At 54.7% G+C, this 20746-nt stretch carries 18 protein-coding genes; 6 read left to right on the forward strand and 12 right to left on the reverse strand.

Translation table 11 applies throughout. The features are described from left to right. Positions 1 to 31 precede the first annotated feature (31 nt). Together JXO48_10080 and JXO48_10085 are read right to left on the reverse strand one after the other, a co-directional pair. On the reverse strand, positions 32 to 385 hold the full coding sequence (locus tag JXO48_10080; protein ID MBN2284225.1) for a hypothetical protein: 354 nt from the start codon (positions 383 to 385) through the stop codon (positions 32 to 34). 162 nt (positions 386 to 547) lie between these two features. Then, complete coding sequence (locus tag JXO48_10085) at positions 548 to 901, reverse strand: transcriptional regulator (protein ID MBN2284226.1); 354 nt, start codon at positions 899 to 901, stop codon at positions 548 to 550. A 334-nt stretch (positions 902 to 1235) separates the two neighbouring features. On the opposite strand from JXO48_10085, the gene JXO48_10090 reads away from it, so the two are divergent. From JXO48_10090 to JXO48_10110, 5 genes are all read left to right on the forward strand, one after another. After that, a complete protein-coding gene (locus tag JXO48_10090) occupies positions 1236 to 1877 on the forward strand; it encodes a TetR/AcrR family transcriptional regulator (GenBank protein ID MBN2284227.1) in 642 nt (213 codons plus the stop codon). Between the two features lie 14 nt (positions 1878 to 1891). Beyond that, entirely contained in the window at positions 1892 to 3757 is a 1866-nt protein-coding gene (locus JXO48_10095) for an acyl-CoA dehydrogenase (protein MBN2284228.1), read from the forward strand. A gap of 70 nt (positions 3758 to 3827) precedes the next feature. Then, positions 3828 to 6251 carry a 3-hydroxyacyl-CoA dehydrogenase/enoyl-CoA hydratase family protein gene (locus JXO48_10100; GenBank protein ID MBN2284229.1) on the forward strand — a complete coding sequence of 808 codons (2424 nt, stop codon included), beginning with the start codon at positions 3828 to 3830 and terminating at the stop codon, positions 6249 to 6251. Positions 6252 to 6320: 69 nt separating this feature from the next. Beyond that, positions 6321 to 7508 carry a thiolase family protein gene (locus JXO48_10105; GenBank protein ID MBN2284230.1) on the forward strand — a complete coding sequence of 396 codons (1188 nt, stop codon included), beginning with the start codon at positions 6321 to 6323 and terminating at the stop codon, positions 7506 to 7508. Between the two features lie 244 nt (positions 7509 to 7752). Further along, entirely contained in the window at positions 7753 to 8565 is an 813-nt protein-coding gene (locus JXO48_10110) for an acyltransferase (GenBank protein ID MBN2284231.1), read from the forward strand. A gap of 4 nt (positions 8566 to 8569) precedes the next feature. On the opposite strand, the gene JXO48_10115 is transcribed toward JXO48_10110, so the two are convergent. Together JXO48_10115 and glyQ are read right to left on the reverse strand one after the other, a co-directional pair. Beyond that, positions 8570 to 10642, reverse strand: coding sequence for a glycine--tRNA ligase subunit beta (locus JXO48_10115; GenBank protein ID MBN2284232.1), 2073 nt, complete (start codon positions 10640 to 10642; stop codon positions 8570 to 8572). Positions 10643 to 10729: 87 nt separating this feature from the next. Continuing rightward, on the reverse strand, positions 10730 to 11614 hold the full coding sequence (gene glyQ, locus JXO48_10120) for a glycine--tRNA ligase subunit alpha (protein MBN2284233.1): 885 nt from the start codon (positions 11612 to 11614) through the stop codon (positions 10730 to 10732). A 273-nt stretch (positions 11615 to 11887) separates the two neighbouring features. On the opposite strand from glyQ, the gene JXO48_10125 reads away from it, so the two are divergent. Continuing rightward, positions 11888 to 13342: a tetratricopeptide repeat protein gene (locus JXO48_10125; protein ID MBN2284234.1), complete on the forward strand. Its 1455-nt coding sequence runs from the start codon at positions 11888 to 11890 to the stop codon at positions 13340 to 13342. Between the two features lie 21 nt (positions 13343 to 13363). Here the strand turns inward: JXO48_10125 and recO are convergent, their stop codons facing one another. From recO to secF, 8 genes are all read right to left on the reverse strand, one after another. Continuing rightward, on the reverse strand, positions 13364 to 14089 hold the full coding sequence (gene recO / locus JXO48_10130) for a DNA repair protein RecO (GenBank protein MBN2284235.1): 726 nt from the start codon (positions 14087 to 14089) through the stop codon (positions 13364 to 13366). 44 nt (positions 14090 to 14133) lie between these two features. Then, positions 14134 to 15495 carry a magnesium transporter gene (gene mgtE / locus JXO48_10135; protein ID MBN2284236.1) on the reverse strand — a complete coding sequence of 454 codons (1362 nt, stop codon included), beginning with the start codon at positions 15493 to 15495 and terminating at the stop codon, positions 14134 to 14136. 153 nt (positions 15496 to 15648) lie between these two features. Continuing rightward, on the reverse strand, positions 15649 to 16938 hold the full coding sequence (locus tag JXO48_10140; GenBank protein ID MBN2284237.1) for a dihydroorotase: 1290 nt from the start codon (positions 16936 to 16938) through the stop codon (positions 15649 to 15651). Further along, a complete protein-coding gene (locus JXO48_10145; protein MBN2284238.1) occupies positions 16935 to 17858 on the reverse strand; it encodes an aspartate carbamoyltransferase catalytic subunit in 924 nt (307 codons plus the stop codon). The genes JXO48_10140 and JXO48_10145 overlap by 4 nt, the downstream gene beginning before the upstream one ends. A gap of 17 nt (positions 17859 to 17875) precedes the next feature. After that, positions 17876 to 18412, reverse strand: coding sequence for a bifunctional pyr operon transcriptional regulator/uracil phosphoribosyltransferase PyrR (gene pyrR, locus JXO48_10150; protein MBN2284239.1), 537 nt, complete (start codon positions 18410 to 18412; stop codon positions 17876 to 17878). A 266-nt stretch (positions 18413 to 18678) separates the two neighbouring features. Beyond that, entirely contained in the window at positions 18679 to 19293 is a 615-nt protein-coding gene (gene lepB, locus JXO48_10155; GenBank protein MBN2284240.1) for a signal peptidase I, read from the reverse strand. A 12-nt stretch (positions 19294 to 19305) separates the two neighbouring features. Beyond that, positions 19306 to 19818, reverse strand: coding sequence for a DUF456 domain-containing protein (locus JXO48_10160; GenBank protein ID MBN2284241.1), 513 nt, complete (start codon positions 19816 to 19818; stop codon positions 19306 to 19308). Position 19819: 1 nt separating this feature from the next. Continuing rightward, positions 19820 to 20740: a protein translocase subunit SecF gene (gene secF / locus JXO48_10165; GenBank protein MBN2284242.1), complete on the reverse strand. Its 921-nt coding sequence runs from the start codon at positions 20738 to 20740 to the stop codon at positions 19820 to 19822. Between the last annotated feature and the right edge of the window lie 6 nt (positions 20741 to 20746).

Genomic DNA, 20746 nt, shown 5'->3' on the forward strand with positions numbered 1-20746 from the left:
CGGGTTTCATGCTCCCCGTTCCCGGAGACTCTTACAGTTTCTTGATGCACCCGACAATGCCGTTCGCATAAAGCCGTCCGGAGGTTTCAAAGAGGATGTATCGCGTCAGTAACACCGGAATATCGAGTTCCTCGGCGAGTTTCAATGTGTCTTCAGGGGGGCGTTTGCCTCGCACGATGATGATGGCTGCCGTGTCAAGGATGCTTGCCGTCCGCACCACCTGCGGGTTCGTCAGGCCCGTGAGGAGAAGGCTTTTGGGTTTGGCAAAGGCGAGAACGTCGCTCATCAAGTCGGCGCTGAATGCCGTTTTTACATCCCTGTGCATATACTCGCCGCCGACCAGCACTTCCGCATCCAGTATTTCTTTAACTTCCTGAAGTGTCACGGTTGTCTCCCCGTTCACAGTGAAAAGGCGTATTTGAAACACACCGGAAGCGGGCTGCCCGCTCCGTTCGTCCCTGACCGCCCCTTTGTAACAGCTGAAAATGCCGCCGATCGCCGGGAATAACGGCAGGATCCGCTTCAATTCATGCCGAATCAGGTTTTTTTACAACTTGTTGACGCAACCGACGATTCCGTTCGCATAAAGACGCCCGGACGTTTCAAAGAGAGTATACCGCGTTGCCAGAACGGGGATTCTCAATCCTTCAGCTCGTGCCAGCATTTCCTGTGAGGGTGTTTTGCCGCGAACAACCACGATACCGGAAGCATCAAGGACATGAGAGCATTGCACGATCTGGATGTTTGCGAGGCCGGTGAGAATCAGGGTTCCCGGTCTGGCGAATTTGAGAAATTCGCTCACCATATCGGCGCTGCCGGCAATTTCAACTTTTCTGTCGGCCTGATCGTGACCCGCCAGGAACACCGCATCCAAAATTTCTTCTATATCCCTGATGGTCACAGCTCTGTCCTTCGCGATTCAAGGGTGCACGATTAGGTAGAATCTTCTGCCATTCATGCTGTAAAAAAACCGCCTCTGCGTACCACAAGGTTCCCGGAATGTCAATAGTTTTATCTGTTATGAATCCCTTAAAAATAGAATGGTTACGGCCACGTTTTTTTCCTTGACAAGGGATGCCATTTTTGTTTAGACGTGTTGTGACCTGGAGTCATAATATGACCTATGTCCGTTAAATGAACGCGGTTTGTGAAAACCCGTCCTCCTAAGAAAAGCGCGTGCGCTTATTCTCAAGTTGAACAACAGATACACGTCAGAATATCGGGAAAGGGATACGATGTCAGGCCCTCGAAAGCGAAGAGAGAAAGAGAAAGAACAGAGAAGGCGGGCGATCCTGAAAGCCGCCCGAAAACTTTTTTTCAAAAAGGAAAGCCATCCCGTAACAGTAGCAAAAATCGCCAAGAAGGCGCAGTTGAGCAAGGGAGCCATCTACCTCTACTTCAGCAGCAAAGAGGAGATCTATGCGCAGTTACTTCTCGATGATATCGAGAAATTCCATATAGCGGTAAGCGACATTTTCGACAAGAATGATAACGCCTCCGACATACTTCAAGACTTTTCAGCGACATATATCAATTTTTTCCTCTCCGACAGGGAACTTTTCAGAATCCTGATGAATTTCATGCTCCGGGAAAATAACCTCGATTTTACGTCAGAGACACACTGGCGGGTCATTCAGGAGACGAACAGGGTCATTTCAGTAACGGAAAGGATTTTCCAGCACGGGGTAGACAGGGGCGAGTTTTTCATTAAAGAGGAAGACATGTGGAAAGCGAGAAATGCCCTCTGGGGGCTTCTGAACGGAGTGCTCTCGCTCCACCTGTATATCGGCAAGGAATCTTTGAGAGAAGAGCGGATACGTTCAAACATCGAAGAGGGCCTGAAGATTTTCATCCAAGGATTAAAGAAATCCCTATAAGAAGGAGGTTTGGCATGAGCAATTCATTAGTCAATACCAGAGACCAGAAATTCGTCCTCTATGAACAAGTCGGTATTGAGAAACTGTTCGCATATGAAAAATATGCGGATTATTCCTCCGACCTCGTCGACATGATGTTGAATGAGGCAGAAAAATTAGCGATTGAGGAAATTCTGCCGACCTATGATGTCGGTGACAAGGAAAAGGCCGTGCTCACCGACGGCGTGGCCTATGCTCCCAAATGTTACCATGGACCGTACAAGAAATTCTGCGAGGGCGGCTGGCTGATGGCAACGAAAGACCCCGAGATCGGCGGTCAGGGCATGCCCCTCACCCTGTGGAGCGCCTGCATGGAGCTCTTCAATTCGGCGAACTTCGCCTTCATGATGTATCCGGGTCTCGGACTGGGTGCCGCGGGACTGGTCCAGAACTATGGTACGGAAGAGCAGAAGAACAAGTACATGTACAAGATGCTCTCCGGTGAATGGGGCGGTACCATGTGCCTTACTGAACCGGGTGCGGGAAGTGACGTGGGTGCCACGAGGACGGTCGCCAAACGGCGTCCGGACGGGTTCTTCAACATTGAGGGGACAAAGAGTTTCATTTCTTCGGGTGATCATGATCTGACGGAGAACATCATTCATCCCGTTCTGGCGAGGATCGAGGGAGACCCCCCCGGGACGGGCGGTATTTCCATCTTCGTCGTTCCGAAGTTCAAGGTCAATGAAGACGGGTCGGTGGGAGAGTCGAACGATGTCGTTACCGGGAATCTGGAACACAAAATGGGTATCAATGGTTCCGCCACGGCGACACTGAACTTCGGTGAGAACGGAAACTGCGTGGGTGAGCTTCTCGGTGAGGAACGGATGGGAATGAGGATCATGTTCCAGATGATGAACGAGGCTCGCCTCGAAGTGGGAATGCAGGGCCTGGGACATGCGACGGCGGCCCTGGAACATGCCGTCCAGTATGCGAAGGAGCGGGTCCAGAGCAAGCCGGTGTGGGCCATGAAGGATCCCTTTGCGGCGGCGGTCCCGATCATTCAGCATCCCGATGTACGCAGGACGCTTCTCTGGATGAAGGCCCACGTGGAAGGAATGCGGGCCCTGAACTACTGGGTTTCCTTCTGCATCGACATGGAACATATAGCCGCAACGCCGGAGGAAAAGAAGCGCTGGCAGGGATTTGTTGAACTTCTGACCCCGGTCTGCAAGGCTTACTGTTCCGACAAGGGTGTCGAGATCTGTTCTTACGCGATGGACGTTTACGGCGGGTACGGTTACATCCAGGAATATCCTGTGGAACAGTACCTGAGAGACTGCAAGATCGCCACCCTCTATGAGGGTACGAACGGTATCCAGGCCCTCGACCTGGTGGGAAGGAAACTGGGTCAGAACAAGGGCATGAATGCCATGAACCTCTTCGGTGAGATCAACGGGACGGTCCAGAAGGCCAAGGGAAGAAGCGACCTTGCCGCCGCGGGGACCCGCCTCGAAGAAGCCTACAACGCGATGGTCGGTCTCACCATGCAGTTTGCGGACTGGGGCAAGGGCTCGAGCTTCCTGCTTCCTGTCCTGAACGCCCGGCCCTATCTGATGAACCTGGGTGATCTTGTGGTGGGATGGAAGCTGGTCGAGGGTGCCGTGATCGCGGCCGGGAAACTGGATGAGCTGTACGCGAAAGCCGGCGCCGATGGTTCCAAGGCCAAACAGAGGGCCCTTGCACGGGAAAACGTTGATGTTGCCTTCTACCAGGGAAAAATTGCCGCGGCGCAGTACTTTGCCGACACAATCCTTCCGACCCTTGGCGGCAGGTGTACGGCGATCCAGCTGGGGAGCAAGGTCCCCATTGAAATGCTCGAGGAATCGTTCACCATCTGATCCGGTGCATTTCTATTGCGGGTTACAGTAAATCAAGGCGATTAAAGTATGCCTATCAAGGAGGAGTGATATGTCGTATGAAATCAAGAAAGCTGCCATCATAGGGGCAGGGGTCATGGGCGCGACGATCGCCGCTCACATGACCAATGCGGGAATCGAGTGCGTCATGCTTGACATTGTGCCTCCCTTCGATCCGAGTGAGAAGGATCTGGCAAAGGGGCTCAAGAAGGAGAGCAAGGCATGGCGTAACAGCTTCGCATCAAACGGGCTGAACGGTGCGCTGAAATCCAAACCGGCAAGTTTCTATTCAAAGAAGAATGCCTCCCTGATCTCCATCGGAAACCTCGAAGACGATCTGGACATGTTGAAAGACGTTGATTTTCTCCTGGAAGTCGTCGTGGAAAACCTGAAGATTAAGCAGGACCTCTTCACAAAACTGGAAAAAGTGGTCCGTCCGGACTGCATCATCGGGACGAATACGTCCGGCCTTCCGATCAAGGACATCGCCGCCCCGATGAGCGCGAAGTTCAAGGAGCGTTTCCTGGGCATCCACTTCTTTAATCCTCCCCGGTACATGAAGCTCGTGGAAGTGATCCCCGGCGAGACAACGAAGCAGGAAATCGTCGACTACATGACCTATTTCCTGGAAAACGTCCTCGGCAAGGGCGTGGTTATCTGCAAGGACGTTCCCAACTTCATCGCCAACCGTATCGGTGTCTTCGATATTTCCAACGCTGTAAAGACAATGCTGGAACACGACCTCACCATTCCGGAACTGGATGCCATCATCGCCAAGGTGCTTGGCAGGCCGGGCTCAGCCATCTGCGGGACCATCGACCTGGTCGGCATCGACACCGGCTATCACGTCATGAAAAACCTCGTGGCGGCCGTGCCTGATGATGAAATGATCGATACCTTCTCACCGCCGGAATTCATGGACAAGATGGTGCAGAACAAGTGGCTCGGCAACAAGACAAAACAGGGTTTCTACAAGAAGACAAAAGATGAAAAGGGTAAAAAGGTCAAACTGGCCCTTGATTACAAGACCATGGAATATGTTCCCTTCAAGAAACCCAAGTTCGAGTCCGTCTCCGAAGCGGCCAAGGTCGAGGGTGGTTTCGATGATAAGCTGAAATCGCTCTTCTATTCGGATAAGGACATGGCAGGAGACATTGTCAGGGAATATCTCTGCAAGAACTTCATCTATTCGGCCAACCGTATTCCCGAGATCTGCGATACCGTCTATCAGGTCGACAACACCATGAAATGGGGATACAACCATGCGAAGGGACCTTTCGAAACGTGGGACGCCGTAGGTCTCAAGGATTCCCTGGAAGTGATGAAGAAGCTGAAACTGAAAGTCCCCAAGAAGATCACCGAGATGGTGAAGAACGGATTTGAATCATTCTATGCAAAGAAGGAAGACGGCCTGTACTATTACGACTTCGAAAAGAAAGATTACGTCAAGATGGGGGATAATCCCAAGATCATCATCCTGGCGGATCTCAAGGAGAAAAAGAAAGTCGTGAAGGAAAACGTGTCGGCCAGCCTTATCGATATCGGTGACGGCGTCGTCTGCCTCGAATTCCATACCAAGATGAACGCCATCGATCCCGACATGATCTCCATGATCGATGAAAGCTGCGATATCGTCATGAAGGATTTCGTGGGTATGGTCGTTGCGAACCAGGCAACGAATTTCTGCGTGGGTGCCAACATCTTCCAGGTGCTCCTTGCCGCGCAGCAGGGTGATTGGGATATGCTGGACAAGATGGTGCACGACCTGCAGTATGCCAACATGAAGATGAAGTACCTTGAGAAACCGGTTGTCACCGCTCCCGCGGGCATGGCCCTCGGCGGCGGCTGCGAGGTCAGCATCCACGGACAGCGTTGTCAGCCCTGCGGCGAAACCTACATGGGTCTCGTCGAAGTGGGTGTCGGCGTCATTCCCGCCGGCGGCGGCTGCAAGGAGCTGATGGTCCGCTGCACCGAAGGCATTCCCGATGGTGTCGTCGACGCCGGGATGAACATGCAGCCCATTTATGAAAAGGTCCTCATGAACATCGCCCAGGCGAAAGTGGCCACCAGCGCCATGGAAGCCATGGAACTCGGGTACATCAGGAAGACCGAGAACATCAGCCTTAACCGTGACCACCAGATATGGGACGCCAAGGAACTGGTTCTCTCCATGGCAAAGACCCACCGGAAGAGGACCCGTGACATGATCCCCGTCATGGGGAAAAACCTGGAAGGCATTGCCCATGCCGTCCTGTTCAACATGAAGCATGGTAACTACATGTCCGAATATGATGAACACGTGACGAAGAAGATTGCGTGGATCCTTTCGGGCGGCGATTGCCCCGAGAACACCTTCGTTACCGAGGATGCGATTCTCGACCGTGAGCGGGAAGCCTTCTTGAGCCTTGCCGGCGAACAGAAGACCCAGGATCGTATCATGCACATGTTGACCAAAGGGAAACCGCTGCGTAACTAAGAACAAAACTGTTTATTGCCGTTCCCGGCCGACCGGCCGGGGCGGCATTAAATGATAAGGAGGATTATTATGCGTGATGCTGTTATCGTAGAATCAGTGAGAAGCCCGGGAGGACGGTACAGAAGGGGCGGACTCGCCCAGACCAGGGGTGATGAAATAGGGATCCAGGTGCTCAAGGGTCTTATGGCCCGGGTACCCCAGTTGAAGCCCGAAGATGTTGACGACCTCGTCTGCGGATGCTCCTTTCCCGAAGCGGAACAGGGCATGAACCTGGGCCGTGTTGTAGCGCTGGGTGCGGGACTTCCCGTGTCGGTTCCCGGTGTGACCGTAAATCGCTTCTGCTCCTCGGGGCTTCAGGCGATAGCCGACGCCGCGGCGAAGATAAAAGCCGGATGGTCGGAGATCGCGATCGGCGGCGGCGTGGAGACCATGAGCCACATTCCCATGGGCGGGTGGATATTCCGTCCCCATCCCGAATGGGGTGATCGTCCCATGACCTATGTGTCCATGGGCATCACGGCGGAAAACGTGGCCATGCGCTATAACGTCAGCCGTGAAGATCAGGACAAGTTCGGTCTCGAGAGCAACCGGAGGGCCCATGAGGCGATCCAGAAAGGCCTGTGGAAAGAGGAAATCATTCCCATAGAGGCCTGGCAGATGAAAAAGGACAAGAACGGGCAGTGGGTCAGGACGTTCAAAACCTTTGATATGGATGACGGTGTGCGCTGGCCGGCATCGCTGGAGAACATGGCGAAACTGAAATCCCCCTTCAAACAGGGTGGTTCGGTGACCGCGGCCAATTCATCACAGATGACCGACGGTGCCGCCTTCACGCTTCTCATGTCGCCGGAAAAGGCGAAGGAACTGGGTTTGAAACCGATCGCGAAGCTGACCCACTATACCGCGGCGGGTTGCGAGCCTGATGAGATGGGTGTCGGTCCCAAGGTTGCCATTCCGAAGGTTCTCAAGATCGCCGGATTGACCCTTGACGACATCGACCTTTTCGAGATCAACGAAGCCTTTGCCTCCCAGGCGATCCATTGCTGCAGGGAGCTGGGCATCGAAGACCGGTACTGGAAGGGTGACATCAACCCCAACGGCGGCGCCATCGCGATCGGCCATCCCCTGGGATGCACCGGCGCGAAACTGACGGCGCAGCTGCTGCACGAGATGAAGCGCAGGAAAGCGAAACGCGGTATCGTTTCCATGTGTATCGGCGGCGGCATGGGCGCGGCCGGCATCTTTGAGATGCTGTAAGATTTGCCGTTTATGACGGTTCGAGAAAGCCACGGCAGCAATGCCGTGGCTTTCTTTGTCTGGAGAGAGATCGGGTAAGTACGTCTCGTAGATATGAGGAAAGCGACAAAGCGACAAAGTGGCAGAGCGATGATCCTGTATCTTCGCCGGACCAATGAAGAGGTGTTATTGGACAACGGTTTCTTGACAACCTTCGAAAAGTATGGTTGTTCAGCACATCAAGGTCATATAAAAGGAGCAGGCGATGAAGGTCGGGTTCGTTCAGTTCAATCCACGGTTCGGCGACATCAGTGGAAACATTGAACAAGCGCTGGGACTCGCGGAAAGTGCCGACGCGGAGCTGCTGGTCCTTCCGGAGCTTTTCAACACGGGTTATCTCTTTGCGTCGCCCCATGAGGTGGCGGAACTGTCCGAGGAGGTTCCCGGCGGTCGCACAACGGAAGCCCTCAGTGACCTGGCACGCAGGAAAAAGGCCTGGATCATCGGCGGTCTTGCGGAGCGGGACAGTGACGTCTTTTACAACTCCGCCGTTCTTGCCGGTCCGGACGGGTATCATGACACCTATCGGAAGATACATCTTTTTTCAGAGGAAAAAAAATGGTTTCAGCCGGGAAACAGGGGGTTCCGGGTCTATGACATCGGGGAATGCACCATCGGTATCATGATATGTTTCGACTGGATTTTCCCCGAATCGGTGCGGACATTGTCTCTAATGGGGGCCCAGGTCATCTGTCATGCGGCGAACCTGGTCCTTCCCTATTGTCAGGAGTCCATGAAAACGCGGTGCCTGGAGAACCGGGTCTTCTCGATAACGGCGAACAGGACGGGAACCGAAACCAGGGGGGGGCAGACGCTTTCCTACACCGGCAGAAGCCGGATCATTGCCCCTGATACGGAGGTTCTTCATACGGCCGGCGAAGATACGGACGAAGCGGGGGTCGTGGACATCGACCCGGAACGGGCGCTCGACAAACAATTAAATCCCTACAACAACCTCTTCGGTGACCGGCGCGTTGAGTTCTATGGGCGACTCCTTAAAAAACAGGGGGGCCGCTGAATCGTTATCCCTCCGTCACGATCCGGGAAAAATCGGCGATCCGGTAGAAGAGGCGAGATATCTCTTCCAGCAGCGAAAGCCGGTTTCTGCGGACCTTTTCATCCTCGGCCATGACCAGGACGGTCTCAAAGAAGGCGTCTACCGGCTTTCTGAAACGGGCGATCTCGCTCAGGGCCGACGGGTAATCATCGGCATCGATGAATGCCCCTGCCGTTTCCCAGATGGACAGGAATGCCTCGTGAAGTTGCCTCTCCTCTTCCTCCGCGAAATCGGAGGGATCAACGGTGCCTCCCTCGAAATTCTTGAGGATGTTCACGACGCGCTTGAAGGCGATGACGAGCGGTTCAAAATCGGGGTGTTTCTTGAATTCCTCCACGGCCTCTATCTTCTTCAGGGTCCTGACCGGACTCGACAGGCCGGAAACGAGGACGGCGTCGACGACGTCATAGGCGCGGCCCTGCGAAATGAGCTGATTTTCAAGCCGCCCCCTGAAGAATTCCAGAACGTCTTTCTTAACATCTTCCGGTGGTCTCTTCAGTTTCTTTGACAGGATCTGCAGGCTCCTGTCGATGACATCACCAAGGTCAAGGTCATAACCCCGGTCAATGATTATGTTCATGACTCCCAGGGCCTGTCTTCGCAGGGCGTAAGGATCGGCGGTCCCCGTGGGGATGAGGTTCACGCCGAAGCATCCCGTGATGGTGTCTACTTTGTCGGCGATGCTGACGATCGCTCCTTCGTCCGTCCCGGGCAGTTCGCCACCCGCCGCCGTGGGGAGATAATGTTCATAGATGGCCTGTGCAACGATCGGGTCCTCTCCTTGGATCAGCGCGTATTCACGTCCCATGACGCCCTGAAGTTCGGGAAATTCATAGACCATCTGTGATTCGAGGTCGGCCTTGCAGAGCAGGGCGGTTCGTTCCACCCCGGCGGAGACGGAAGGCTTGACCATCCCGGCGATGGTGAGAGCAAGTTCCTTGAACTGCATGACCTTTTCGTATGATGTGCCCAGGAGGCTGTGAAATGTCACGTTCCTGAGGTATTCAAGCCGCTCTTCAAGAGGCAGTTTACGATCCTCCTCGAAGAAGAACCGGGCGTCGGCAAGGCGCGCCCTGATGACCTTTTCGTTGCCCCTGGCAACGACTGACAGGTCGCGGGCCTGCGTGTTGTTGATGGTTATGAAATAGGGCATCAGGTTTCCGTCGTTATCCACCACGGGAAAGTATTTCTGATGTTTCATCATTGCCGTTGTCAGAACTTCCGCCGGCAGCTTCAGGTATTCCTCTTCAAAACTTCCCCGGACGGTCGAGGGATACTCGACAAGGAACATGACCTCCTCGAGGAGCTCCTTCTTTTCCATCACGGTCCCCGATACGGCGCCGGCCTCCCGTCGCGCTTCATCGATGATGCGTTTCCTGCGTTCTTCGGGGTCAACGATGACGTACCGCTTTTCCAGTTGTTCCCGGTAATCGGATATGCCGGAGACCTCGAAGAGTTCAGGAGCCATGAACCGGTGACCGCGGCTCCTCGAACCGCTGTCTATGTTCTCCACCCTGAAAGGAACAACGGCACCGCCGTACAGTGCCAGTATCCAGTGGATGGGGCGGGCGAACCGGATATCCAGGTTCATCCATCGCATGGACTTCTGAAAGGGAATGGCGGAAATGAACCGCGGGAGCAAGGCGGTCAGGATATCCGCCGTATCGCCGCCGGTGATCGTCTTCCGTGCGCAGAGATACTCTCCCTTATCGGTGGTCACCGTGATCAGATCGGCGATATCCATCCCCTGTCCCCGGGCGAAACCCAGGGCTGCCTTTGTGGGGGTTCCCCTCTCGTCGAAAGCGGCCCTCTTGGCGGGCCCGACCTTTTCAACCAGTTGATCTTCCTGCCGCTCCTCCACATCTTCCACGGAAATGAAAAGTCGCCGCGGCGTTGCCATGGCATGTATGGTGCCGTGTGCGATGCGCGATTCGGAAAGTTCCCTTTCCATGATGTGTTCCATGTCCGCTATCGCTTTCGGCAGGAAGGCCGCCGGTATTTCCTCCGTTCCGATCTCCAGTAACAGTTCCTTACCCATATGAAGCTCCCGGGATGTCTATCGTTTCTTCCGTCCCCTCGTCGCCGACCGGGATGGTCCCCTGCCGGTGGGCCGAAGGGAGCGGTGTTATCTGTTCTTGCTCCATCGCCCCATGAGCGGGTATCCCATTTCTTCGCGTTGTTTCAGGTACCCCTCGGCGGAAAGCCGGGCCAGATTACGAACTCTTCCGATATAGCTTGTTCGTTCCGTTACACTGATGGCTCCGCGGGCGTCGAGAATGTTGAAGACATGTGAACACTTGAGACAGTAATCATAGGTCGGCAGCACGAGACCTCGCTCGGACATTCGGATCGATTCCGCCTCATAGCTGTCGAACAGGCTTCGCAGCATGTTCATGTCAGCTTCCTCGAAGTTGTAGATCGAGAATTCAACTTCACCGCGGTGGTGGACGTCTCCGTATTTGATGCCGCTTCCCCACTCCAGGTCATAGACATTGTCTATCTCCTGGAGGTACATGCAGATCCTCTCTATTCCATAAGTTATCTCCACGCAGACGGGATGCAGGTCAATGCCGCCCACCTGCTGGAAATAGGTGAACTGGGTTATTTCCATGCCGTCGAGCCAGACCTCCCATCCCAGACCCCAGGCACCGAGTGTAGGTGATTCCCAGTCGTCCTCGACGAAACGGATATCGTGATCGAGGGGGTCGATACCGAAACTTCGCAGCGAGTCGAGATAGAGGTCCTGGATATCGAGCGGTGACGGCTTCATGATCACCTGGTACTGATAGTAGTGCTGAAGACGGTTCGGGTTTTCGCCGTACCGTCCGTCGGTGGGCCTGCGGGAGGGTTCCACATAGGCAACATTCCATGGTTCCGGCCCGAGCGCCCGGAGAAAGGTCGCCGGGTTGAACGTGCCCGCGCCCACTTCCAGATCATAGGGCTGCTGGATGATGCATCCCTGGCCGGACCAGTATTTTTCAAGGGCGAAAATCAGTTCCTGAAAGGTCACAAAACTTCCTCCTCCTATCATCAAATGCCTGCTAAGGTCGCGGGGAAACTACCAGAACGGTCACACCCTGTCAAGTCAATTCAGGGAAAGGGGGCAGCGGCGGCTGTGCGGGGGAATTGTCCCGGCAGCCGCAACTGTGGTATAGAGGGGGGCGGATTAGGGATTAACGGATTACGGATTAACGGATTACGGATTAACGGATTAGGGATTAACGGATTAGCGGATTACGGATTAGCGGATTACGGGGTAAAGAGTGGTGAGGAGAAGGCTGTGATGAGTGCCGGGAGGAAAGGCAGGCCGGACGTTAAAAAAAAGAAGAAGAAAGCTTCTTCTCCCGGGTCTCTGCACGACGCGCTTCGCTCGGCCGTCGAATATCAACGGACGGGAAAATTCGACAAGGCCGAGGTTATGTATCGAAGGATACTCGCATCCGTTCCCGACGATGCGGATATTCACTGCAACCTGGGAGCGGCCCTCAGCGCACAGGGGAAGCTTGAAGATGCTGAAGGTATCCTTCGCCGGGCCCTGCACCTGCAGCCCGGCCATATTCATGCCCTGTTCAATCTTGCAAATGTCGTAAAGGAACTGGGACGTGGGGGGGAGGCAGCCGCCCTCTTCGAGGAGGTCCTCGGGAAAGATCCCCGGCACCGGGGTGCCTGGTTCAATCTCGGCAATCTCTGCCGTGACAGGCAGGACATCGGGGAAGCGAAAAAATGCTATCAGCGGGTCATTGCCATTGACGGATCACACGCCGGCGCCCTCATCAACCTCGCCCATGTCCTTCATGAAGAGGGAAACACGCGGGATGCCATCGAATGCTGCGGACAGGCTATCACACATGATGAGAACAACGCCGCCGCCCATTTCAACATGGGGAAGCTTCTCAGGGAAACGGGCGATATCCCCGGGGCGATCGCATCATACCGGCGTTCAGCCGCGCTTGATCCTGCGGATCACCGGGCCTTTTACAGTCTTGGAAATATTTACAAGGATGCCGGCAGGTACGATGAGGCCGTCACCTGTTTCGAGAAAACCCTCCTGCTCGATCCCGGCAATGTCATGGTTCCACATCTCCTTGCCGCGCTCAGGGGGGAAAGAAAAGGATCGGCACCCCCTGAATATGTTCGTGAACTCTATGACCGGTATGCCGAAGGATTCGACCGGCACCTGACGGAAACGCTGCGGTACCGGATACCCTCTGTTCTGAAAGAACTGATTGGGCGCGTCGCCGGTGCCGATGGACGGTTTGCGAGCACGATCGACCTGGGGTGCGGAACAGGTCTTGCCGGTGTGGAATTCCGTCCCCTGTCGGACCGTTTGACCGGTATCGACATCTCGCCGGGCATGATAGTCAAGGCACGGAAGAGGGAGATATACGACATGCTGCTCGTCGGTGACCTTCTCACGCACATGGAGGAGACCACCGAACGATATGACCTCTTTCTTGCCGCCGATGTTCTCATTTATACGGGTGATCTGGCGCCCCTCTTCGCGGCGGTCCACCGCTCCTCTCTGTCTGGCGCCTGGCTGGGTTTTTCAACGGAACGGACCGACGAGGGGGGATTTCTCCTGCGGAAGACGGGACGCTTCGCCCACGCTCCGTCATATATCGAAACGACGGCCGGCGATCATGGTTTTGACGTCGTGGTCCGACAAGCCGAGACGATCAGGATGGAGAACGACCGGCCCATTCACGGCGACGTCTTTATCCTGAGGCGGAGGGGATGAAAGAGAAAAGTCCTCAGGGACCTATGGCAGGTTCAAATTTTTCACATCCCGGAGGACCCTGAGCGATTTCAATTCCCTGCCCAGAAGGTGGCGGATAAAGAGACCGAGAAGCGTCCGGCTTTCGGACATGGCCCGTTCGGAAAAGACGAGCCGGTTCATCTTTGAAAATTGAACGGTCTTCCCCGCGATGAGCGTTTTGACCGTACCCGCCGAGACAGTGATCGTTTCGGGTCCCCTGGGATTGCAATTCCCGCAGAAGATACCCCCGTCGTCGACGCTGAAGACGGCGGACGTCATGTCGTCTATGGAACGGCCACAGCGGATGCAGCGGTCGAGGACGGGATCATACCCGGCGGTTCCGAGGAGGCGCAGTTCGAAGAGCCGTGCCGTTTCTGCAGTGCCGTTCCCTTCCTCCAGCAATGTGAGCGCCAGGGAAAGCAGCCTGAAAAGAGCGGTCCCCCGCTTTCCTTCCAGGGAGAACTGCTCCGTCAGTTCCACGATATATGACGCTGTCAATGACCGCTCGAGGTCCTCACGAACAGCGGGATAATGGCTGAGGACGTCGCAGTTTTCGATCAGGGAAAGACCGCCGCTTCGCGAAGAAAAGGAAATTTTCAGAAGCGAATAGGGTTCCAGGGCGTTTGAGAATCGCTTCCTGCTGCGGCGCGCACCCTTCGCGATCCCTTTCAGTTTTCCGAAACGCTCCGTGTAGAAGGTGACGATCCGGTCGGATTCTCCATAATCCATGCAACGAAGTACGAAAGCGGATGTGTCGTGGACGGGCCGTCTGGTCATGTCATCAGTTTTAAAAATAATGTCGCCAGACCGAGGAACGAAAGAAAACCGAAGGCGTCGGTAAAGGCCGTTACGAAAATATGTGAGCCGAGAGCAGGATCGGATTTTATCCACTTCAGGCTCAAAGGTATGAGCGTCCCGATCAGTGTTCCCACAAAAATATTGATGATCATTGCAAGGCCCAGCACGATGCCCAGCAGGGAATCTCCCTTCCATAAATAGGCAATGACGCCGATAACGATACCGACGGCGACGCCGTTCGCTACGCCGACCAGGATCTGCCGATAGAGGGCCCGTTTTGAGTTTTCAAAGGTGACCTCACCCAGGGCAAGACCGCGGACGATAAGTGTCAGCGTCTGGCTCCCGGCGTTGCCGCCGAGTCCCGCCACGACGGGCATGAAAATCGCCAGGGTCACCATCACTTTTATCGTGTCCTCAAAGAATCCGATGACGAGGGCGGAAACAAGGGCCGTGAGCAGGTTTATATACAGCCAGGGGAGTCGTTTCTTGACTGATTGCATGGGATTATTGAAGATACTGTCATCCTCATCAAGGCCGGCGATACGATAAAGGTCCTCGGACGTCTCCTCTTCCATGACGTCGATAATGTCGTCGATGGTGATCCGACCCAGCAGTCTGTTATCGTCGTCGACAACGGGAAGCGATACCAGGTCGTATTTTTCGAACATCCTGGCCACTTCTTCCTGGTCGATATGAACCGTCACGCTCGGTATGACCGGGTCGATCGAATCGACAACGGGGTTTCCCCGCCTTGTGGTAATAAGCTTCTGGAGAGGAACGGTCCCGATCAGCCTGTCTTCCGTGTCGACGACAAAAATATTGTATATGTGATCAATATCTTCCGATGCCTGCGCGACGGCCTGAAGGGCTTCACTGATGGAGGCTTCCGACCGGACGGAAACAAGTTCCGACTGCATGAGGCCTCCGGCGGTATCCTCCTCATACTTGAGCAGCTCCTTGACTCCCTCAGATTCTTCCGGTTCTATTCCGTCCAGAACGGCCTGTGCCTGTTTCCGGGGAAGCTCGGCGATGAAATCAGCGGCATCGTCCGATTCCATTTCGTCGATGATTTCCGTCAGCTGCTCATCGGAAAGTTCCTCTATGATCCGTTCGCGTGATTCATCACTGATTTCAAGAATGACGTCGGAGGCTTTCTCGACATCAAGAAGGGAGAAGAGCCGGTATTGCTCTTCCTCGTCGAGGTTGTCGATCAGGTCCGCGATATCGGCAGGATGGAGCGAGGAAAAGAGATCGATGATATCGAACTCCCTGTTTTCCTTGATCCATGCCTTCAACTCCCGCAGATGCCGGATCTCTTCCCGCCGCCCCGTATTCATGATGCACCCGGTTGATAAAGTAAAGTGTCGTAACCTATCATTTTAAGGGAAATTTCTCAAGAGATACTTCAATAAAGGTGTTTCTGGAAGGCTGCCCGCAGGAACAGGTGGAACTCCGTTGCCTATTCGTGACACATGTGAACGGGTGCTTCCTCAGGAACGTGTGTCGAACTTGATGACCCCTCCCACGATGGTCATCACTGCCTTTCCCCGGAGTGTCCATCCCTGAAAGGGGCAGTTCCGGCTTTTTGACCGGAAGGTTGCCGTATCAACGGTCCATTCAGCAAGGGGATCGATGACCGTCACGTCCGCGGTGACGCCGGTCGCCAGCCCCCCCCCGGCAATTCCGAGAATCTTCGCCGGGTTGGTGCTCATTTTCTCTATCAGCTGCGGCAGCGTCAAAACGCCGTCATGGACCAGAGAGAGACAGACCGCCAGGGAGGTCTCCAGCCCGATGATCCCCGGTAGAGCGTATTCGAACTCGACATCCTTCTCGATCGACGAATGGGGAGCATGGTCGCTGGCGATCACGTCCAGGGTGCCGTCCCGGAGCGCTTCCCTGACCGCCGCCATGTCTTCCGAGTTTCTCAGGGGCGGGTAGACCTTGCAGTGCGTGGAATAATCTCTGAGCGCTTCATCTGTCAGCGTCGCGTAATGCGGGGCCGTTTCCGCCGTAACCGGCACCCCCCGCTTTTTTGCGTCCGCGACGGCACGGATGCTCCCGGCGGTGCTGACATGAGCAATATGGATTTTTGTTCCCGTATATTCGGCCAGGGCGATGTCCCGCAGGACCATGATGTCTTCGGCGATCGATGGAATTCCCTGAAGTCCCAGTTCCGTCGAGGGGAACCCCTCGTTCATTTGTCCTCCCTCGGCAAGACCCATATCTTCACAGTGGGATATGACGGGAATCCCCAGGGAGAAGGCATACTCCAGGGCGCTCCTCATGAGACCGCTGTCGGTGACGGGCCTGCCGTCGTCGGAGAAGGCGACGACACCGGCTTCTCGAAGGTCACCGAATTCGGTCAGGATCTTTCCGTTCTGTCCTTTGCTTACGGCGGCCACCGGGTAGATCCGGGTGCCGCCGGCGAGGGCCGCCTGCCGGAGAATGAACTCCGTAACGGATCGGCTGTCATTGACCGGATCGGTATTTGCCATGCAGGCCAAGGCGGTGAACCCGCCGGCGAGGGCCGCGTTGCTTCCCGTCTGTATCGTTTCTTTGTATTCGAACCCCGGCTCACGGAGGTGAGTGTGCATGTCAATGAGCCCCGGCGAGACGACCATGCCACTTACGTCGATAAGGGTGGTTGAATCATCCGCTTTGTCCCCGGACCGGTTTTGTTCGATCGCCGACACCTTTTCGTCGATGATGACGAGGTCCGCTTCCATATCCAGATTCTGCGAGGGATCAATAATGCGTCCGCCTCTGAGTATGAGTTTCATTCCTGTTCTCCCGAAAGAAGGTAAAGAAGGGCCATGCGCACGGCCACACCGTTCGCGACCTGGTCAAGAATGACGGAATAGCGGCCATCGGCCACGTCCGGTGAGATCTCTATTCCGCGGTTGATGGGACCCGGATGCATGACCAGCACGTCATCCTTGGCGTATCGTATATTGTCGCTGTTGAGTCCGTAATACTTCGCGTATTCCCTTGTGGAGGGGAACTGATCTGTCTTCTGCCGCTCAAGCTGAATGCGCAGCATCATGACGATGTCGGTGTCCCGAAGCGTCTCTATCATGGAGTTTGAGACAACCGCTCCCATGAGGTGGATATCGCGGGGCATCATCATCGATGGACCGCAGATATGAACACGGGCACCCATTGTGGTAAGCCCGTAAATGTTGGAACGGGCCACCCGGCTGTGGGCGATGTCGCCCACGATGGCGACCTTCAGTCCTTCAATGCCCCCTTTCTTTTCCCTGATCGTCAGCATGTCGAGAAGCGCCTGTGTCGGGTGTTCATGGGCGCCGTCGCCGGCATTGATTATGGACTGGGGCAACAGGCGGGCGAGAATATGGGGGGCACCGGCCGCTCCGTGACGGATCACGATAATGTCGGGATTCATGAATTCCAGCGTTCTGGCCGTGTCGATGAGGGTTTCTCCCTTCACGACACTGCTGGTTGAAGTGGAGATATTGATCGCATCTGCGCTGAGCCGTTTCGCGGCGATCTCAAAGGAGGTCCGTGTCCGCGTGCTCGGTTCGTAAAAAAGATTGATAACCGTCTTGCCCCGCAGGGTGGGGACTTTTTTGATCGCCCGGGTTGATATTTCCTTGAACGATTCAGCCGTATCGAGAATGTTCGTGATTTCGTCGCGCGATATGCCCTTCAGACCCAGTACGTCCTTTCTCGGTAATTTCACCATTTTTCCGCCCCGGATTAGCTTTCTTCGATTATGACTTCATCAATCCCCGAATTTTCAAGGAGGTTGACGCTGATTTTCTCCCACAGGGAAGAAGGGAGCGAGTTGCCCACGTAATTGGCCATGATGGGGAGTTCACGATGACCCCGGTCTATGAGAACGGCGACCTGGATAAGCTTCGGCCGTCCGAAATCCATGAGGGCATCCATCGCTGCCCTGATGGTTCTTCCCGTAAAAAGGACGTCATCGACGAGAATAACCTTTTTGTTGTTCAAGCTGACGGGAATATCTGTCTTACCCATTTTCGGTTTTTTGTTCCCCGACATCACGTCGTCGCGGTAAAGGGTAATGTCGAGAATTCCAAGTGGAATTTGAACGGTTTCCTTTTCCGCTATCTTGTCGCCCAGGCGTCTGGCGAGGGCGACGCCGCCTTTCTGGATCCCGACCAGGATAAGGTCCTTGCTGCCCTGGTTCACTTCCAGTATTTCATAAGCGATGCGGGTGAGGGACCGGTCGATTCCCTCGGCATCCATGACGACCTTTTTGCCCTTCATTACCTGTTCCCGTCCCACCTGTTGATTGTCCACGCAAAAAAAAACCTTCCCACGATATGAGAAGGTTTTACAAGCCCTCGGAAACGGTCATAATCGTTTTTGTTTCTCTGAGCGCACACATGGGTGTTATTTACCAGCGTCGATTCCGGGTGTCAAGGGGATAATGTGGAACAGAGATTAGGGGATTACGGATTAAGCGGATTACGGATTACGGATTAATGTTCCCGAATCCCGGATCTCAATTCTCCGGTTCACGTGTTCCGATCTCAGTGCAGGATATCTCCGAATCGGCTCCAGCGGATATTGTGAGTGTCGGGATTCCAGGAAAAATATATGATAAAGGCCTTGCCGAGGACATCCTTCAGCTCCACGAATCCCCAGAACCTGCTGTCGAGGCTCTGGTCCCGATTGTCTCCCATGACGAACAGGGACCCCTCCGGTACGGTAACGGGTCCAAAGTTGTCACGGGGCTGTATCGAACGGGGGATGATCAGGTTGTCCTGATAACAGCCGTGGCCGTCCTGATAGGGTTCACTATTGATATAGATCCTTTTGTCCCGGATCTCTATGGTGTCGCCTCCAACGGCAATGACACGCTTGATGAAGTCCTTCGAGCGGTCCATGGGATAAATAAAGACAACGATATCACCCCGCTGTGGGTCATTTAGAGGGACGATGGTCTTCCTGAGAAAGGGTATCTTGACGCCGTATATGAACTTATTGACCAGAATGTGATCTCCCACCAGAAGGGTTTCCTTCATGGACCCCGATGGGATCTTAAAGGCCTGTACGATGAAGGTCCTGATAAAAAGCGCTATGAGAATCGCTATGATGATTGTTTCAGCATACTCCTTGACGAGGCTCTTCTTGCCGGTTTCCATTATGCTTGATCCTCAGGAATAGATGGCCGACATAGTGATGCAGGCCATGGTAATGATGAGAAACCCCTTCAGCAGCACTCTGCCGCTTCGTGCCAGCAGATCACGATACCCCATCCTGCGTGACGGTTTCAGTTTCTGTTGTTCATTCATGTCCATGATGGCAACTCCGACCATACCGCCGAGAAAGAGCCCGCTCAGCATGCCGAGGCCGAAAAAAAGGGGCGTCATGAGCACGGCGCCGATCAGGCCGCCCGCAAAGGCGGCCGCAATTCCCCGGACGGACAGATCGAATTGTTTCACCCCTTTCAATCCCAGCAGGAAGTCGCCGACCTCGGCCGCGACGGTTATCCCTGCCAGGACAAGAACAGCGGGTACCGTGATTATCTCAAATCCCGTTGTCCATGCATACACCAGGACGGGGAAAAATATCAGGAGTGTGCCCGGAAAGCTGAAGATGGCGGAAAAGGTTCCGGCAAAGATCAGAAAGATGAGAACTTTCAATCCCGCACTCGCAACAGTCGTCACACTACCCCTTCCTCTTGGTCTTCGACGGCCATATCCGTTCCCATGTCAGAATCGTCGGGCTCGCTATGTATATGGACGAGTATGTTCCGACAATGATTCCGATCAGCAGGGCGAAAGCGAAGTCGTGAATGACGGCGCCGCCCAGGAAAAAGAGGGCCGCCACGACGAGCAATGTCGTCCCCGCCGTGAGAAGGGTTCTGCTGAGGGTTTCATTAATGCTGGCATTCACGATTTCCCGGAGACTCTGCCGTTTCACTTTCTTGACGTTCTCCCTGATCCGGTCGAAGACGACGATGGTATCGTTCAATGAGTATCCGATGATTGTCAGGAGCGCCGCAATAATCGGAAGCGTGAATTCCTTGCTCAAAAGGGAAAATATTCCCACGGTTATGGTGACATCGTGAACAAGGGCGATAATGGCTCCAAGGGCATAGCGCAACTCAAATCTCCAGGTGATGTAAATGAGTATCCCGATCATGGCGTAGCATATGGCGAGAAAGCCTTTTTTCCGCAGGTCTTCCCCCACTTTCGGGCCCACGACCTCCACCCGGCGGATCTCATAATTCCCATCGCCGAATCGTTCGCCGAGCGCCTCGTTTATGGAACCGGTCAACCCCTTGATCTCCGAACTGGAACGGTCCGTCTTGATCAGAAATTCTCTGTCCGCCGCATATCCGAACTGCTGGATGACGCTTTTCCCGAGTTCCACTGTCGCGAGGGCCTTCCGGATTTCGTCAACGGTGACCTTGTCCTTGAACTTGACCTGGACCATGGTTCCGCCGGCGAAATCGATACCAAGGTTCGGCCCGCCATGGAGGACAAGGGAAGCGATACTGATGATGATGGCCGCCAGGGATGCCAGAAAGGCGACCTTTATTACTCCTACGAAATTGATGGTGGTTCCCGGTTTGATCAATTCCATCGATAT

Source organism: Deltaproteobacteria bacterium (assembly GCA_016933965.1).
In the GTDB taxonomy this organism is placed as follows: domain Bacteria; phylum Desulfobacterota; class Syntrophia; order Syntrophales; family UBA2210; genus JAFGTS01.